This is a genomic window from Stagnimonas aquatica (assembly GCF_003730135.1).
Lineage (GTDB): Bacteria > Pseudomonadota > Gammaproteobacteria > Nevskiales > Nevskiaceae > Stagnimonas > Stagnimonas aquatica.
In genome coordinates this window covers 264,063-281,354 of record NZ_RJVO01000003.1, presented here as the reverse complement: position 1 = coordinate 281,354, position 17,292 = coordinate 264,063, and the positions used below count along the sequence as shown (strand labels likewise).

The 17,292-nt window shown below is 67.0% G+C and carries 16 protein-coding genes; 5 read left to right on the top strand and 11 right to left on the bottom strand.

Annotated features, from left to right (window positions below; all coding sequences use genetic code 11):
• Positions 1-46 precede the first annotated feature (46 nt).
• Positions 47-577, bottom strand: a complete 531-nt coding sequence (locus tag ED208_RS08520) for a gamma carbonic anhydrase family protein (protein WP_123211461.1) — start codon at positions 575-577, stop codon at positions 47-49.
• A gap of 125 nt (positions 578-702) precedes the next feature.
• On the opposite strand from ED208_RS08520, the gene ED208_RS08515 reads away from it, so the two are divergent.
• Positions 703-1,218, top strand: a complete 516-nt coding sequence (locus ED208_RS08515; protein WP_123211460.1) for a DUF2937 family protein — start codon at positions 703-705, stop codon at positions 1,216-1,218.
• Positions 1,219-1,286: 68 nt separating this feature from the next.
• Here ED208_RS08515 and ED208_RS08510 read toward each other — a convergent pair whose 3' ends face one another.
• The 10 genes from ED208_RS08510 to rpsB form a co-directional block, all read right to left on the bottom strand.
• Positions 1,287-1,790: an OmpH/Skp family outer membrane protein gene (locus ED208_RS08510; protein ID WP_123211459.1), complete on the bottom strand. Its 504-nt coding sequence runs from the start codon at positions 1,788-1,790 to the stop codon at positions 1,287-1,289.
• 54 nt (positions 1,791-1,844) lie between these two features.
• A complete protein-coding gene (bamA, locus tag ED208_RS08505) occupies positions 1,845-4,055 on the bottom strand; it encodes an outer membrane protein assembly factor BamA (RefSeq protein WP_233574945.1) in 2,211 nt (736 codons plus the stop codon).
• A gap of 119 nt (positions 4,056-4,174) precedes the next feature.
• The gene (gene rseP, locus ED208_RS08500; protein WP_123211458.1) at positions 4,175-5,539 is read right to left on the bottom strand and encodes an RIP metalloprotease RseP; all 1,365 of its coding nucleotides are present in this window, start codon (positions 5,537-5,539) and stop codon (positions 4,175-4,177) included.
• Positions 5,540-5,551: 12 nt separating this feature from the next.
• Positions 5,552-6,751, bottom strand: a complete 1,200-nt coding sequence (gene dxr, locus ED208_RS08495; protein ID WP_123211457.1) for a 1-deoxy-D-xylulose-5-phosphate reductoisomerase — start codon at positions 6,749-6,751, stop codon at positions 5,552-5,554.
• Positions 6,748-7,572 carry a phosphatidate cytidylyltransferase gene (locus ED208_RS08490; protein WP_123211456.1) on the bottom strand — a complete coding sequence of 275 codons (825 nt, stop codon included), beginning with the start codon at positions 7,570-7,572 and terminating at the stop codon, positions 6,748-6,750. The genes dxr and ED208_RS08490 overlap by 4 nt, the downstream gene beginning before the upstream one ends.
• Positions 7,573-7,580: 8 nt before the next feature.
• A complete protein-coding gene (uppS, locus tag ED208_RS08485; protein ID WP_123211455.1) occupies positions 7,581-8,345 on the bottom strand; it encodes a polyprenyl diphosphate synthase in 765 nt (254 codons plus the stop codon).
• Positions 8,346-8,428: 83 nt separating this feature from the next.
• Complete coding sequence (gene frr, locus ED208_RS08480) at positions 8,429-8,986, bottom strand: ribosome recycling factor (RefSeq protein ID WP_123211454.1); 558 nt, start codon at positions 8,984-8,986, stop codon at positions 8,429-8,431.
• Between the two features lie 64 nt (positions 8,987-9,050).
• Positions 9,051-9,782, bottom strand: coding sequence for a UMP kinase (pyrH, locus tag ED208_RS08475; RefSeq protein ID WP_123211453.1), 732 nt, complete (start codon positions 9,780-9,782; stop codon positions 9,051-9,053).
• A gap of 80 nt (positions 9,783-9,862) precedes the next feature.
• The gene (gene tsf, locus ED208_RS08470; protein WP_123211452.1) at positions 9,863-10,801 is read right to left on the bottom strand and encodes a translation elongation factor Ts; all 939 of its coding nucleotides are present in this window, start codon (positions 10,799-10,801) and stop codon (positions 9,863-9,865) included.
• A 5-nt stretch (positions 10,802-10,806) separates the two neighbouring features.
• Positions 10,807-11,640, bottom strand: a complete 834-nt coding sequence (gene rpsB / locus ED208_RS08465) for a 30S ribosomal protein S2 (protein ID WP_123211451.1) — start codon at positions 11,638-11,640, stop codon at positions 10,807-10,809.
• 202 nt (positions 11,641-11,842) lie between these two features.
• Here rpsB and map point away from each other — a divergent pair, with 202 nt between their 5' ends.
• The 4 genes from map (at position 11,843) to ED208_RS08445 (ending at position 17,281) form a co-directional block, all read left to right on the top strand.
• Positions 11,843-12,628, top strand: a complete 786-nt coding sequence (map, locus tag ED208_RS08460; RefSeq protein WP_123211450.1) for a type I methionyl aminopeptidase — start codon at positions 11,843-11,845, stop codon at positions 12,626-12,628.
• Positions 12,625-15,327, top strand: a complete 2,703-nt coding sequence (gene glnD, locus ED208_RS08455; protein ID WP_123211449.1) for a [protein-PII] uridylyltransferase — start codon at positions 12,625-12,627, stop codon at positions 15,325-15,327. Before map ends, glnD begins: the two co-directional genes overlap by 4 nt.
• An 81-nt stretch (positions 15,328-15,408) precedes the next feature.
• Positions 15,409-16,230 (top strand): 2,3,4,5-tetrahydropyridine-2,6-dicarboxylate N-succinyltransferase, encoded by an 822-nt coding sequence (gene dapD / locus ED208_RS08450; protein ID WP_123211448.1) that lies wholly within the window; start codon positions 15,409-15,411, stop codon positions 16,228-16,230.
• A 91-nt stretch (positions 16,231-16,321) separates the two neighbouring features.
• Positions 16,322-17,281, top strand: a complete 960-nt coding sequence (locus ED208_RS08445) for a hypothetical protein (protein ID WP_123211447.1) — start codon at positions 16,322-16,324, stop codon at positions 17,279-17,281.
• Positions 17,282-17,292: the final 11 nt, after the last annotated feature.

The following is a 17,292-nucleotide window of genomic DNA, read 5'->3' as shown; positions in this document are numbered from 1 at the left end:
CGATCCGCCGCAACCCGGCATTGATCGCGCCGATAGCAGCCGCCAATCAGACGCCGGTCAGCGGCCGCAGGCCCTTGGCAAAGCGCTGGCCGTTCTGGACGTAGTGGCGCGCCGAAAGTGTGATGAAGGCGATCTCCTGCGCACTCAGTTCACGCACCACCTTGCCCGGGCTGCCCAGAATCAGCACTCCCTCGGGGAAGCTCTTCCCTTCGGGGATGACCGTCCCCGCACCGACGATGCTGTTGCGGCCGATCACCGCGCGGTTGAGCACCACGCTCTGGATGCCGATCACACAGTTGTCGCCAATGCTGCAGCCGTGCAGCATCACCTGGTGACCGATGGTGCAATCGCGGCCGATGTGGAGCGGCACGCCGAGATCGGTGTGCAGTACCGAGCCGTCCTGGACATTGCTGTTCTCGCCGACGGTGATCGGCTCGGTATCGCCGCGCAGGGTGGCACCGAACCAGACGCTGCTGCCGGCGTGCAGCACCACCTTGCCGATCACGGCGGCGTTGTCGGCGATGTAGTGGCCTTCGCCCAGCAGTTGCGGACGGTGTTCATCGAGGGCGTAGAGCATGGGTGGGGCCGGCGGAAAGGGGCTGCGAAGAAAACCACATCCCGGGCGGACAAGGAAGCGGGAATCCGGCTTTCCCAAGCGCCATCGCCGGCTACACTGATCCCGACCCCGATCTGGAAGATGCCATGCACAGCCTCGCCCAGCTGCTTGCCGGACTGTTGGACCGCATCCTCGCGGTGGTGCTGGCGATCACCGCTGCCCAGGCACCGATCTACTACGCGCAGTACCTCCAGGTGCTTTCCGGCGTGCGGCTGGAAGCCGAGGCGCGCTACCTGGAACTGCAGCGGGAAGCCCAGCAACTGCATATGAGCGTCGAGGCCTTCGTGACCCGCCACGAGGCCAACGCCGATCCGGCGTTTCAGGCCTCCGGCCGCATCCATCGCAGCACCCTCAGCCGCTACCGGCAGTACGACGCCGCCTGGCAGGCGCTGAGCAGCGCCAGCGCCGACCAGAAGCCGGCGCGGCTGTGGCGCCACTTCGATCCCCGCATCCATGCGGCCGTGCGGTTCACGCCCGGTCTGCCGCTGAATCGCGAAGGCCTGGTCTGGGCCGGCATCGGCCTGCTGCTGGCCTGGCTGCTGGCCAGCCTGGGGCGTTGGTTATTGCTGCCCTCGCCGCGAAGCCGCAACGCCCTGCGCTGAGCCGAAACGGGTGCCAATGAAAAGGCCCGGTGCTTGCGCACCGGGCCTGCTTTCCCGCGTGGGGAAGCTTACTTGCCGGCGCTGGCGTTCAGGCGCTTGAGCACGTCGGCGGTGACGTCCACCGCCGGGCTGGCGAACACCGGGTCCTGCACGATCAGGTCGGCGCCCTTTTCCTTGGCGACCTGGGCAATCACGTCCTTGATCTTGGACATCATGTCCTGGGTCAGCTCGCGATCACGGTTCTGCAGATCTTCCTGGAACTTGCGCTGGGCGAAGTTGAGATCGACCTGGCGGGCGTTGAGGTCCTTCTCCTTCTTGGCGCGCTGGTCGGCGGACATGGTGTCGGCGTCGCGCTGATAGGCCTTGACGTCGTCGCCGAAGGCCTTGCCCTGGGTTTCGATGTCGGCGCGGCGCTTTTCGAACTCGGCCTTCATCTTGGCCTCGGCAGCCTTGAACTGCACGGAGTCACGCACCACGTCGGCGGAGCGGACCACCAGGATCTTGGTCTCCGCCTGGGCGGCGGTGGCAGCGGCGAACAGAGCAAAGGCAGCAAGGGCAATACGGGTACGCATAAGAGGTTCTCGGTGATCGATTGTTGTGGTTGAGACGACGAGGCCGGCCCGGCCTCAGAAACCAGAGCCGAAAGTGATCTGGAAGCGGTCCACCTCGTCCTGCGGCTTGGCGTTGAGCGGGAACGAGTAGGACAGCTGCAACAGACCGAGGAAGGGCGTGAAGTAGGACACCGCCAGACCCATCGACTGACGCAGCTCGTTGACCTCGAACTGCCCCGGCTCGGCGAAGATGTTGCCGACATCATAGAACAGCGACACCCGGCTGCTCTTGCCGTCGGAATCCAGCGGCGTCGGGATGATCAACTCGGTCTGCGCGGTGGTGCGCAGCTTGCCACCGTAGGGATTGTTGAACGGCGTATCACGCGGCCCCAGCGTGCCGTCCTTGTAGCCGCGAACGGTGCGGGGACCACCGGCGAAGTAGTTCTCGTACGGCGGCACCGTGCTGCTGTCGCCATAGGTATCGACGTAGCCGACGGTGCCGTCGAACTCGATGAAGAACTTATAGAACAGCGGGATGTACTGCTGGTGCTGGTAGAACAGGTTGTAGAACTCGATGCCGCTGCCCGGCACCGTCACGTCCAGATTCAGGCGGTTGAGCGTGCCGCGGCTGGCGAAGAAGGTGCGGTTGCGGGTATCGCGGGTGATACCGGTGCGCAGGGTGAAATCGGTGAACGAGGAACCGTTCTCGCGCACGAAGCGCAGCACTTCGTCGGCGGAATAGGCCGGGAAGGTCTCGATGGCGGTCTGGGTGACACCGCCGCCGATGCGCAAGGCGACGAACTCCGACAGCGGGATGCCGTAGGTGAGATCGGCGCCGATGGTGTTGGAGTTGAAGCCGGAGCTGTAGCGGATCACCGACTCCGCCTTGCGGTAGTAGGTGGAGATGGTCTGGCTGATGCCGTCTTCGGTGAAGTACGGATTGGTCCAGCTGAAATTGAGCTGACGCGAGTACTGCGAGTTGTCGATGGACAGCTCGACACGGTTACCGGTGCCCAGGAAGTTGGTGTGGGTCAGGCTGGCGTTGACCAGGAAGCCCTGGGCGCCGGAATAGCCGACACCGAACTGCACCGATCCCGGAGCGCGCTCCTTGATCTTGAAGCTGACGTCGACCAGGTCGTCGGAGCCCGGCACCGGCTTGGTGTCGACCTCCGCTTCCTCGATGAACGGCAGACGCGTCAGGCGCACGCGCGAGCGTTCCACCGCCGACTTCGAGAACGGCGAAGCCTCCAACTGGCGCATTTCGCGGCGCAGGGTCTCGTCGTTGGTATCGCCGTGACCGGTGAAATTGATCCGGCGCACATAGGCGCGCTTGCCGGGCTCGATCACGTAGTTGAGGCTGACCTGCTTCTTTTCTTCGTCCACTTCCGGCAGCGGCGTGACCTTGGCGAAGGCGTAGCCAACGTCGGAGAGCGCCGCTTCGATGCGATTGGCCGACTCGGTGGCTTCCTTGCGCGAGAAGGTGTCACCGGGCTTGGTCGACAACAGGCGGAACAGGAACTCCTCGTTGAGGATGGTCTCGCCGCTGAACCGGCGATCCTTCAGCGAGTACTTGTCGCCTTCCTCGACGTTGACGGTGATGAAGATGTCCTTCTTTTCCGGCGACAGCGCCACCTGCACGGAAGCGACGTTGAACTTCAGGTAGCCGCGGTCCTGGTAGTAGGACTGCAGGGTCTCGAGGTCGCCGCCCAGCGATTGCTTGGAGTAGCGGTCGGACTTCTGGAACGGCACCCAGTTGGTCGGCTTGAGCTGCAACTGCTCCTTCAGCTCCTTAACCGGGAAGGCGGTGGCGCCGAGGATGTTGATGTCCTTGATCTTGGTGACCTTGCCCTCGGTGACCTTGATCTTGATGTCAACACGGTTGTTGGCGAGGTCGGTGACCGTGGTGTCGATGCCGACGTCGTAGTAGCCGTTGGCGTAGTACTGGCGGCGCAGTTCCTGCTCCACCTGGTCGAGCAGCGCGCGCTTGTAGGTTTCGCCATTGGCGAGGCCGAGATCGGCCAGGGATTTCTTCAGCTCGTCGCCGCCGATCTTCTCGTTGCCCTCGATCTCGAACTTGACGATCTGTGGCCGCTCCTCGACACGGATCACCAGGGCATTGCCGTCACGCAGCAGTTGCACGTCCTGGAACAGGCCAGAAGCGTAGAGCGCGCGGATCGCCTGCCGGGAGGTGATGTCGTTGAGCTCGTCGCCGGTGGTCAGCGGCAGATAGGTGAGGATCGTGCCCTCGTCCAGGCGCTGCAGGCCCTCGGCGCGAATCTCGCGCACGGTGAACGGTTCTAGTGCCCAGCTGGCCGGGATGAAGAGCAGTGAGGCGCACGCGGCGAGCGCGCGCTTTCGGAGCGAGATGGTCAAAGTGGGCCCTGAAGTCTTGCTTGAGAAAGGGTTCAGCCAATCAAGCGTGAAAGGTCATTATAGAAGGCAAGACCCATCAAAAGCGCGAGGAAGGTCAGGCCGAACTTCTGGCCCAGCAGCTGGACGCGTTCGGACAGCGGCGCGCCACGAACCATCTCGACGGCGGTGAACAGCAGATGACCGCCATCCAGCACCGGCACCGGCAGCAGGTTGAGCACCGCCAGACTGACGCTGACCAGGGCCAGGAAGCTGAAGAAGGCCGCCGGCCCGATACTGGCCGAGAATCCCGCCGCCTCGGCGATCTGCAAGGGTCCGCTGACGTTCTTCACCGACACTTCGCCAGTGAACATGCGGCCGAACATCTTCAGGGTCAGCATCGACATCCGCCAGGTCTGGTCGATGGCGGCCGGGATCGCCGCCAGCGGCGGCAGCCGGTCCTCGGCGCGCAGGGCATCCCAGCGGGCGCCGTCGATGTTGATGCGGGCACCAAACCGGCCGAGGCGCTTTCCATCCTCCTCGACCTGGCCCAGCAATACCGCCTTGCTGAGCGTCTGGTCACCCCGCTGGAAGGCGATCTCGGTGACCACGCCAGGGTGCGCGCGCACCCAGGTGGCCCAGGCCTGCCAATCGCTGATCGCCTCGCCATCGCGACTCAGCAGGCGATCTCCGGCCTGGAAGCCGGCCTGTTCAGCCGCCCCGCCCGGCTCCACCGTGGAAATCACCGGCTCGATCAGGGGCTGGAACGGCGACAGACCGAGATCGTCGAAGAGCCGCTCGGGGTCGATGCGCACGCCCTCCAGGCTCAGCGCCAGCGTCCGCCGCTGCTCCGGCTGATCGACCGCGCGTTGCAGTTCCAGCTGCAGGCTGTGCTGGGCGACCACCTTCTCCAGCAGCAGGGTGCGTAGCTGGGTCCAGGTGGCCACGGCCTCGCCGTTGACGCGCAGGATCACCTCGCCTTCCTGCACCCCGGCGCGGGCGGCGGCGGAGGCGGCCGGTGGCGCCTGCACCACCGGCTTGAGGCCGGGCTGGCCGAGCACCAGCACCAGCCAGAAGAAGGCCACCGCCAGCAGCAGATTGGCCACCGGGCCGGCGGCGACGATCAGAAAGCGCTTCCACGGCGGTTGGCGGTTGAAAGCTTGCGGCGCCTCGTGGGCGGCGACCTCGCCTTCGCGCTCGTCGAGCATCTTCACATAGCCGCCGAGCGGGATCGCCGCCAGCACGTACTCGCAACCGTCGGCACCGCGACGGGTGATCAGCGGCCGGCCGAAGCCGACCGAGAAGCGCAGCACCTTCACACCCAGGCGGCGAGCCACCCAGAAATGACCGAACTCGTGAAAGGCCACCAGCACGCCGATGGCCACCACGAACCACAGGGCACTGCTCAGCACATCGTTCATCGGGACTCCCTCTTAAGCATCCTGCGCCAGCCGGCGTTCAGCCTCGCCGCGCGCCCAGGCATCGACCGCCAACACGGCCTCAAGTTCGTCGCCAGTGACGAGGTCCGCAGAACCTGCCGCCTCCAGCACCCGCTCCACCAGGCCGGCGATGGCGGTAAAGGCCAGGCGACCGTCCAGAAAGCGCGCCACGGCCACCTCGTTGGCAGCGTTGAACACATTGGGCGCGGCACCGCCGGCGCGCAAGGCCTCCCGGGCCAGGCGCAGCGCCGGGAAGCGCAGGGGGTCGGCCGGCTGGAAGCGCAACTGCGCCAGCTGCCGCCAATCCAGCCCTTCCACGCCCGACTCCCAGCGCTGCGGCCAGGCCAGCGCATGGGCGATGGGCGTACGCATGTCCGGCCGCCCGAGTTGCGCCAGGGTGGAGCCGTCGTCGTACTCCACCATCGAGTGGATGATGCTCTCGGGGTGGATCACCACCTCGATCTGCGCCTCGCCGAGTCCGTAGAGCACCGCCGCCTCGATCAGCTCCAGACCTTTGTTCATCATGGTCGCGGAGTCCACCGAGATCTTCCGCCCCATGCTCCAGTTGGGATGACGTACCGCCTGCTCCGGGGTCACCGCCGCCAGGTCCGCCAGCGGCGTCTCCCGGAACGGCCCGCCCGAGGCGGTCAGCAGGACCCGGCGGATACCCGGCGGCACCGGTGCGCCGCAGCGGGCCTGGGCCGGCAGGCACTGGAAGATGGCGTTGTGCTCGCTGTCGATGGGCAGCACGGTGGCGCCGCTGGCGGCGGCGGCGCGCATCATCAGCGCACCGGCCATCACCAGGGGCTCCTTGTTGGCGATCAGCACCCGCTTGCCGGCCTGGAGCGCCGCCAGGGTCGAGGCCAGGCCGGGACTGCCGGCGATGGCAGCCATCACCTGATCGGCCTGCGGGGCGGCGGCGATGAAGTCCAGCGCGGCGCTCCCGGACTCGACCCGCGTCGGCAAGCCTTCCGTCCGCAGCGCCTGACGCAGCTGCTCGGCGGCGGCGGCCTCCACCAGCACCGCCCACTCGGGCCGGAACTGCCGGCACAGCGTCAGCAGGCCGGCGGCATCGCGATGAGCACTCAGCGCCCAGACTTCCAGCTTGTCGGGATGCCGGGCGGCGACATCGAGCGTACTGCGACCGACCGAGCCGGTGGCGCCCAGAACCACCAGACGCTGCCGCACAGTCATAGGCCGGACAGGCGCAGGCCGAGATAGAACACCGGCGCGGCGGCGAGAATGCTGTCGATACGGTCGAGCACCCCGCCATGACCGGGCAGCAGCTTGCCGCTGTCCTTCAGGCCACGCAGGCGTTTGAACAGGCTCTCCAGCAAATCACCGACGACGGACAGGGCGGCGGTCAGCACCGCGATCAGCACCAGCAGGCCGAGCTGCACGGGCGATTCGAAGCGGAACACGTAGGGGCCGGCGGCCAGCGCCCACAACGCCACCAGCACCAAGCCGCCCAGCGCACCCTCGACGCTCTTGCCGGGCGACACCGCCGGCGCCAGCTTGCGCTTGCCGTAGTTGCGGCCGACCAGGAAGGCACCGATGTCGGCGGCAAAGACGATGAACAGCATGAACATCAGCCGCCAGGCGCCCTGGTCCTGGGCGTGCAGCGCCGACAGCGCCAGCAGGGTCGAGGGGATCAGCAACAGACCCAGCGGCGCCATCCGGGATGGCGGCCAGGGGCCCTGGGCGAAGTTGGCCGGGAACCCGCGCACCAGACCGAAGGCATACAGCCACCAGACCAGGGCCAAGCCACACAGGGCCGGCACGCCCCAGGCCAGGCCGTGCAGCGGCCAGACTGCGGCCAGCGCCAAGGCCATGACCAGCAGATACGCCAGACGCGGCGCCAGCCGGGCCAGGCCCATCAACGCGGTCCACTCCCAGGCGGCCGCCAGGCCGACCAGGCAGAACACCAGATAGAGCTTCGGCGTGGGCAGCAGGAAGATCGCCGCCAGCAGCAGCGGCAGTAGTACCAGGGCAGTCAGTACGCGCGGGATGAGCATCGCCGGTCCTAGCTGGCCTCGGGCACGCGCCCGAAGCGGCGCTGACGACCGGCGAACCAGGCGAAGGCCTCCAGCAGGTCATCCGCGCCGAAGTCCGGCCACAGGGTGTCGCAGAAATACAGCTCGGCGTAGGAGAGCTGCCAGAGCAGGAAATTGCTGATGCGGATCTCACCACCGGTACGCACCATCAGGTCCACGGCCGGCAGGCCGGCGGTGACCAGGCGCTGCTCGATGGCCTGCGGCGTGACGGCGATCCCTTCAGCGGCAGCACGGGCGGCGGCCTGGGCGATGTCCCATTGACCACCGTAGCCAACCGCGATCAGCAGGGTGAGGCCCTGGTTGTCCTTGGACATGGCCTCGGTGTCGCGCATCAACTGCTGCAACTCGGCCGGAAAGGCGCTGTGCTCGCCGATGAAACGCCAGCGCACCTGATTCTTCATCAGCGAGCGGATCTCACGCTTCAGCGTCTGCACGAACAGCCGCATCAGCAGGCTGACCTCTTCTTCGGGACGGTGCCAGTTCTCCTGCGAGAAGGCGAACATGGTCAGCACCTCGACGCCAGCGGCGGAAGCGGCACGCACAACCCGCCGCGCCGAGCGCACCCCGGCATGGTGACCAAAGGCGCGCGGACGCATCTGCTGTTTCGCCCAGCGGCCATTGCCGTCCATGATGACGGCGACGTGGCGTGGGTGAGACGGGTCTTTGGGCGACAGCCGGTGGCTGTCGCCCCCGTCGAACGCCCGTCCAGGGATGGACGGGCCGGGGGTGGTCATGCCCACAGAGGCCTCGCCAGGGACGGCCAGCGTGAGGCTGGGTAAACAGATGGAACCGCAGAAGTCATGTCAGCCCAGCCCCCTCACATCGACATCAGCTCTTTTTCCTTCACCGCCATCAGCTCTTCAGCCTTGGCGATGTGCAGGTCGGTAAGCTTCTGGATGTCGGCTTCGGCACGCTTCTCGTCGTTCTCGGAAATCTGCTTGCTCTTGAGCAGATCCTTGACCGCCTGCATGGCGTCACGACGGGCACCACGGATGGCGACGCGGGCGCCTTCGGTCTCGTTCTTCACCACCTTCACCAGGTCCTTGCGGCGCTCCTCGGTGAGCGGCGGCAGGATGATGCGGATGCTCTGGCCGGCGGTGTTCGGGGTCAGGCCCAGGTCGGACTTCAGGATCGCCTTCTCGATCGGGCCGGTCATCTGCTTTTCCCAGGGCGAGATGGCGATGGTGCGGGCGTCTTCCACCACCACGCTGGCGACCTGGGAGAGCGGCACGTCAGAGCCGTAGTAGTCGACCAGCACATGGTCGAGCAGGCCGGCATTGGCGCGGCCGGTACGCAGCTTGCTGAAGGCGGTCTTGAGCGCGTCCAGGCACTTGAGCATGCGCTGGGTGGCGTCTTTCTTGATGGGATCGATCATGGCGTAGTCCTGGGAGCAGCCAGGCCGGAGGCTGGCGGAGTATGGGAATCGGTCGACGCTGCGGCTAGACGGTGACCAGGGTGCCGATCGGCTCGCCGTTGACGATGCGCAGCAGCGCACCCGGGCGGTCCATATCGTAAACCCGCAGTTTCATCTTCTGGTCGCGGCACATGACCATGGCGGTCTGATCCATGACGCCCAGGCGCTTGTTGAGCGCCTCGTCATAGCTCAGATGCTCGTACTTGGTGGCGGTCTTGTCCTTGAACGGATCGGCGGTGTAGATGCCATCCACCTTGGTGGCCTTGAGCATCAGGTCGGCGCCGATCTCGACCGCGCGCAGGGCGGCAGCGGAGTCGGTGGTGAAGAAGGGGTTGCCGGTGCCGGCGGCGAACACCACCACCCGACCGTTTTCCAGATGGCTGACCGCGCGGCGACGGATGAAATCCTCGCAGACCTCGTTGATGCGGATCGCCGATTGCACCCGCACCTCCAGACCCAGGCGCTCGACCGAATCCTGGATCGCCAGCGCGTTGATGACGGTCGCCAGCATGCCCATCTGGTCGCCGGTGACCCGGTCCATGCCGCCCCGGGCCAGGCCCTCGCCACGGAAGATGTTGCCGCCGCCCACCACCACCGCCACCTGCACCCCGGCGTCGATCGCCGACTTGATCTCGCCGGCGACGAAATTCATCACGTCGGGGGCGATGCCGAAATTCAGTGACCCCATCAGCGCCTCGCCCGACAGCTTGAGCAGGATGCGTTTGTAGACCGGGGCGGGAGCGGAGTCAGACGGCATGGGCAGAAGTCCGAAAGGCAGTTAAAGCAAGGCCCCGTTACCGGGGCCTTGCAGGATGCAGCAATTGTACCGCTTCGACCTTAGCCCTTGGCTGCCTCGGCAACCTCGGCGGCGTAGTCGGTGACCTTCTTCTCGATGCCCTCGCCCACCGCCAGGCGGACGAAGCGGGCAACCGCCGCGCCCTTGGCCTTGAGGGTCTTTTCGACCGGCTCGTCGGCCTTGGCGCCGTAGGCGTCGTTCTTCACGAACGGCTGGCCGTGCAGGGAGATTTCCGAGGTGAACTTGTTGATCTTGCCGTCGATCATCTTGGCGACGATCTCGGCCGGCTTTTCCTTGTACGGCTTGCCGGTTTCCTCGGCCAGCGCCTTGGCTTCGGCCTGCTCGGTAGCCACCTGACCCTCGATGATCTTGCGCTCGGCGGCAATCGCCTCGGCGGAGACATCGGCGGAGGAGAGCACCTTCGGCGCCATCGCGGCGACATGCAGCGCCAGGTCCTTGGCCAGGGTCTCGTCGCCGGCGTGCAGGGCCAGCGCGACACCGATCTTGGTGCCGTGCAGGTAGTGCACCGCCGGGCCGGCGGCCTTGGGAACGACCTCGAAGCGGCGGATGGTGATGTTCTCACCCAGCTTGGCAACCAGGGCGCGGCGCTTCTCGTCGAGCGTCGCGTCGCCGTCCTTGAGCGCCACCAGTTCCTCGACGCTGCCCGGCTTGTGGGCCAGGGCGAGACGGGCGGCGGCATCGGCCAGGGCGACGAAATCGTCAGCCTTGGCGACGAAGTCGGTCTCGGAGTTGACCTCGACCAGGGCGATGGCATCGGCACCGGTGGCGACCGCGATGCGGCCTTCGGCGGCGACACGGCTGGCCTTCTTGTCGGCCTTGACCATGCCGTCCATGCGCATCTTCTCGGCGGCGGCGTCGATGTCGCCTTCGGTCGCGACCAGGGCCTTCTTGCAGTCCATCATGCCGGCGCCAGTGCGCTCGCGCAGTTCGGCAACCAGCTTGGCGGTGATATCAGCCATGTTGCTTAGGCCTCCGTACGGGCAGCGGGCTTGGCGCCACGGCCGGCACCGGGACCGTTGCGGCGCGGAGCGCCACGGTCGTCACGGCGCGGCGGCTTGCGGGCGCCACGGTCTTCGTCGGCACCTTCCACCGGCTCCGGACGCGGAGCGGTGGTGATGGTGCCCTTGCCTTCGATGATGGCTTCGGAGATGGCGGTGGCGTAGACCTTGATCGCGCGGGTGGCGTCGTCGTTGCCCGGGATCACGCACTCGATGCCGGACGGGTCGTTGTTGGAGTCGACCACGGCGATCACCGGGATGCCCAGCTTCTTGGCTTCGGCGACGGCGTTCTTCTCGTAGCCGGTGTCGATGATGAACAGGCAGTCCGGCAGGCTCGGCATGTCCTTGATACCACCCAGGGACTTGCGCAGCTTCTCGATCTCGCGGGTGAAGTTGAGCTGTTCCTTCTTGTTCAGACGGTTGATGGTGCCGTCCTCGACCTGCTTCTCCATCTCCTTCAGGCGCTTGATCGAGAGCTTGACGGTCTTGAAGTTGGTGAGCATGCCGCCCAGCCAGCGCTGGCTGACGTAGGGCATGCCGGCGCGGACGGCCTCTTCCTGCACCACGTCGCGGGCGGCGCGCTTGGTGCCGACGAACAGGATGCGGCCACCGTTGGCGGCCAGCTTGCCGGCGAAGTTGCAGGCGTCCTTGAGCAGCGGCAGGGTCTGCTCGAGGTTGATGATGTGAATGCGGTTGCGGGCGCCGAAGATGTAGGCTTCCATCTTCGGGGACCAGTAGCGGGTACGGTGGCCGAAGTGGGCGCCGGCTTCGAGCAACTGGCGCATAGTGACGTTAGACATGGTTCAAGCTCCGATGGGTTAGGGCTGATCGCGCGGTGCACACCGGGAACCCGATGCACCCAAAGGCCGCGCGAATGAGTTAACTCCCTGGATTGCCAAGGCAATTTCGGGATGTCCGGGGCGGGATTGCCTCCGGAGGGCGCGCTTTATACCATGCGCGGCCTTTTGGAACAACGAGTTGCGGCGCTTAAGCCAGGGTTCTATGACCATTACTATCAAAACCCCTGCCGAGCAGGACGCCATGCGCGCCGCCGGTCGAGCCGCCGCCCAGGTACTGGAGTTCATCGCTCCGCAGGTCAAGTCGGGCGTCACCACCGGCCAGCTCAACCAGCTCTGCCATGACTACATCACCGGCGAGCTGGGCTGCGTGCCGGCGCCGCTGGGCTACGGCGGCTCGGGCAGCCGGCCGCCGTTCCCGAAGTCGGTCTGCACCTCGATCAACCATGTGGTCTGCCACGGCATTCCGGGCGAAAAGCCGCTCAAGCGCGGCGACATCGTCAACATCGACGTCACCGTCATCAAGGACGGTTTCCACGGCGACACCAGCTACATGTTCTGCGTCGGCGAGCCGCCGGTGCTGGCCAAGCGGCTGGTGCTGGTCGCCCGCGAGGCGATGCTGGCCGGCATCCGGGTGGTCAAGCCCGGCGCCCGGCTCGGCGACATCGGCTTCGCGGTACAGAAGGTGATCGAGGCCAACGGCTTCTCGGTGGTGCGCGATTACTGCGGCCACGGCATCGGCCGGATCTTCCACGAAGACCCGCAGGTGCTGCACTACGGCCGCCCCGGCACGGGAATTGAATTGCAAGAAGGCATGACCTTCACCATCGAACCCATGGTCAACGCCGGCCGCCACGAAACCCGGCTGCTGCCGGACGGCTGGACGGTGGTCACCAAGGACCACTCGCTGTCCGCCCAGTGGGAGCACACCGTGCTGGTTACCCACAACGGGGTCGAAGTCCTCACCCGCCGGCAAGGCGAGGTTCTGTGAGCGCCGAGCTGGATCTCGCCGAGGACACCGCCGCCGAGGTGTTCTCGACCCGCAAGGTGCGCGGCCGCCTGCGCGCGCCCGGCCGGCCGGCCATCGCGGTCTTCAAGGAAACCCTGGCCTGGGGCAAGGACCGGCTCTATGGCCTGTTCCACGACGGCGCTCCCGCCGACGTGCTGGTGCGCGCCCGCTCGCTGCTAATCGACGAACTGCTGCGCGAGGCCTGGGAGCGGCATCTTGGCCCGGCCGCACCCGGTCTGGCGCTGCTGGCGGTCGGCGGCTACGGTCGCGGCGAACTGCTGCCGCATTCCGACATCGACCTGCTGCTGCTGCACGATGCCGAGGCGCTCGACGGCTACAAGAGCCAGCTGGAGCCGTTCTTCGCCTTCCTCTGGGACATCGGCCTGGAAGTCGGCTCCAGCGTGCGTACCGTCGCCGACTGCGCCCGCATCGCCGCCGAAGATCTCACGGTCATCACCAACCTGCTGGAATCGCGGTTGCTGACCGGCGATCCGCGGCTGGCCCAGGAGCTGGCCGAGCAGATCGGTCCGGATCACATGTGGCCGGTGGCGAAGTTCTTCCACGCCAAGCTGGAAGAGCAGCGCCGGCGCCACGCCAAGTACGACGACAGCGGCTACAAGCTGGAGCCCAACGTCAAGGAGTCTCCCGGCGGCCTGCGCGACATCCACACCATCGCCTGGGTGGCCAAGCGCCACTTCGGCGCCACCTCGCTGACCGAGTTGCGGGATGTCGGCTTTCTCACCAAGCAGGAGTGCGACGAGCTGTTCGCCGGCCAGGATTTCCTCTGGCGGGTGCGCTTTGCCCTGCACATGGTCACCGGCCGCCACGAAGACCGCCTGCTGTTCGACCATCAGATCCGCATCGCCAGCCTGTTCGGCTATGTCGATCTGCCGGCCGAGGACGGCCAGCGGCAGGACAACCGCGCGGTCGAGCAGTTCATGCAGCTCTACTACCGCACCATCAAGTCGCTGAGCTGCCTCAACGACATGCTGCTGCAGCTGTTCGAGGAGGCGATCCTCGACCAGCACGACGACCCGGCGGAGGTGAACGTACTGAACGCCCGCTTCCAGGTCCGCAAGGGCGTGATCGAGGCGCGCGACGACCAGGTGTTCAAGAGCCAGCCCTGGGCGCTGATCGAAATCTTCCACCTGATGCAGACGCATCCGGAAGTCGACAGCGTGCGCGCCGAAACCCTGCGGATGATTCGCCGCGACCTGCGCCTGCTCGACGACAACGTGCGCCAGGACCGCCGCGCGCGCGGCCTGTTCATCGACCTGTTCCGGGTCGGCGACGGACTCACCCACGGCCTGCGGCGGATGAACCGTTACGGCGTGCTGGGCCGTTACCTGCCGGCGTTCGGCAAGATCGTCGGGCACATGCAGTACGACCTGTTCCACACGCTGACGGTGGACGAACACATCCTCTACGTGGTGCGCAACGCCCGCCGCCTGGCGATGCCGATGTTCCGCCACGAGCTGCCGTTCGCCTCCGAGGTGCTGGAGCGCCTGGCCAAGCCGGAGCTGCTCTACCTCGCCGCCTTCCACCACGACCTCGCCAAGGGCCGAGGCGGCGACCACTCGGAACTGGGTGCGGTCGACGCCGAGAAGTTCTGCATCGAGCACGGCCTTTCGCATGCCGACGCCGAGCTGGTCGGCTGGCTGGTGCAGAACCACCTGCTGATGTCGCTCACCGCCCAGAAGCAGGACGTGCAGGATCCGCAGGTGGTCGCCCACTTCAGCGAGCGGGTGCAGACCCGCGAACGTCTGGACTACCTCTACCTGCTCACCGTCTCCGACATTCGCGGCACCAACCCCAAGCTCTGGAACAGCTGGCGCGACTCCCTGCTCAAGGAGCTTTACAAGGCTACCGCCCGGGCATTGGAGCAGGGCATCGGCAGCGTCTACACCCTGGAGGAGCGCGCCGGCATCCACCGCGCCCAGGCCCTTGCGCGCCTGGCCCAGCAGGGCATCGAGGCCGAGGTGGCGAAAGCCGTCTGGGCCCGCTTCGACACCGACTACTTCCTGCGCCACACGGCGGACGAGCTGGCCTGGCATCTGCCGGAGATCCTGCGCGCCGGCGAGGCGCCGGTGGTGGTGGCGAAGAACTTCGAGGACCGTGGCACCACGGTGTTCCTGTACTGCCGCGACCGCGATCATCTGTTCGGCCTGTCCACCGGCGTGCTGGCACGCCTGGGCCTCAACATCCTGGACGCCCGCCTGCACACCACCGCCGACGGCTATGTGCTCGACAGCTACGTGGTGCTGGAAGCCGACGGCTCGCCGATCAACAACCCACACCGCTTCGCCGAGATCGCCGAGCGCTTGGTGAAGGTGATCGCCGACCCGGCGATGACCGTCGTCGATGTCAACCGCCGGCTGCCCGCCAAGCTCAAGCACTTCAACACGCCCACCAGCGTCCACATCAGCCAGGACAGCGCCCGCAAGCGCACCATGCTGGAGCTGGTGGCGGCCGACCAGCCGGGTCTGCTGTCGCTGATCGGCCGGGTGTTCCACAAGCGCGGCATCCTGCTCGACGCCGCCAAGATCGCCACCATCGGCGAGCGCGCCGAAGACGTGTTCTATCTCACCGACCGCGAGCACCAGGCGATCACCGACGAGACCGCCCTGGAAGCCTTGCGCGAGGTGCTGATCCGCACTCTGGATCGCCCTGCCGACGCCTGAGCAAACACCCCGGCTCGCCAGCGCCGGGACCTGTCCATCGGGAATGGCAATCGCCATTCCCAGCCCGCCAAACCAAGACCAATGACCGACCGCACGCTGCAAACCACCATCGAATCCGCCTGGGACAACCGCGACCAGCTGGACCGCAACGACCCCGCCATCCGCGACGCGGTCGCTGCCGCCATCGAGGCCCTGGACAGCGGTCGGGCGCGGGTCGCCGAGCCGGGCGCCGAAGGCTGGAAGGTCAACGAGTGGCTGAAGAAAGCCGTGCTGCTGTACTTCCGACTGCACGACAACGCCCCCATCGCCATGGGTGCGCTGTCCGGCTACGACAAGGTGCCGCTGAAGTTCGCCGGCTGGAGCGAGGCGCAATTCAAGACTCAGGGCGCCCGGGTGGTGCCACCGGCGGCGGTGCGCAAGGGCGCCTACATCGCCCCCGGCGCGATCCTGATGCCCAGCTACGTCAACATCGGCGCCTACGTCGGCAAGGGCACGATGGTCGATACCTGGGCCACGGTCGGCAGCTGCGCGCAGATCGGCGCCAACGTGCATCTCTCCGGCGGCGTCGGTATCGGTGGCGTGCTGGAACCGCTGCAGGCTGCGCCCACCATCATCGAGGACGACTGCTTCATCGGCGCCCGCTCCGAGGTGGTGGAAGGCGTGGTGGTGGAAAAGGGCGCCGTGCTGTCGATGGGCGTGTTCATCGGCCAGTCCACGCCGATCTACGACCGCGCGACCGGCGAGATCAGCTATGGCCGGGTGCCGTCCTACAGCGTGGTGGTGCCCGGCTCCCTGCCCCGCGATGGCGGCCGCTACAACCTGACCTGCGCGGTGATCGTCAAGCGTGTCGACGCCCAGACCCGCGCCAAGACCGGCATCAACGCCCTGCTGCGCGACGACTAGCGCCGCCCCTGGCCGGGCGCCGATCCGCGCCCGGCTTGCCGGCCATCCCCAGGCTCGCCATAGTCGCCGCACCTGCCCCTGGCGCCCCCACATGGCCGACCGCCCCAGCGAAGACCTCGAAGACATCCTGCACTGGCTGAATGCCCATTGCGTGCGGCTGTCCGACGGTGTGCCCGCCACGCTGCTGCAGCAGAAATGGCAGGCCGGCCGCCGCGATCCCGCTCACCTGCGCGACGGCCTGGCGCAGCTGTTCGCCCAGGGCCAGATCGCGCTCACGCCCGACCTCGAACCGCCGCACGTGCGCTTCACCGCCAGCGGTTATGCGCGGCTGCTGGAACAGTTCGACCGCGCGAGGCGGCCAGCGCCCGCCGGTACCGGGGCGGAGGCGACCGAACCGGTTCCGGCGACAACTTTGCCGCCGCCGGCGCTGACGGGCGCGCCCGCGGAGCTGCCGCTGGCACCGCCGCAGCGCTTCCTGCGTCACGGCCAGCCGCCCACCGAGATCGCGCTGCGCAACCAGCTGCTGGACATCTACCGCGACCTCAAGCTCAAGCCGGGCAGCCAGATCATCGCCATGACCCTGTCGCGCTACTGGCAGGAGATGGGGCTGCGCGCCGGCGACCTGCGCATCGCCATCGACGTGCTGGTGCGCGACGGTTACCTGATCTACAGCAGCCTGCGTTTCGAGCCGCATTGGCGGCTCACCGAGACCGGCCACGCCTATGTCTGCGCGCCGCTGACCCCGGCACCGCTGCTCGATCTCGCCGAACCGCTCACCCAGCCCGAGGCCCACGGCTTGAGCGAGGAGGAGCTGCGTCGGACCGGCCTGGCGCTGTTCCGTGGCGCGGCCAGCGAATGGCGCTCGTTCGAGGGGCTGGAGAGCGACTGGCGGCGCGGCCGCGACAGTCTGCTGCACAGCCTGGATCTGCTCTGGAAAGCCGGCCTGATCGAACTGCGCCTGGGCATGCCACTGGCGCTGCGACTCACCGAGCAGGGCGCCGTCCTGCGCGACAAATCGGCTGGCGGCCTGCGCCGCCTGATCGGCCTTTGAATTCCTCTTCG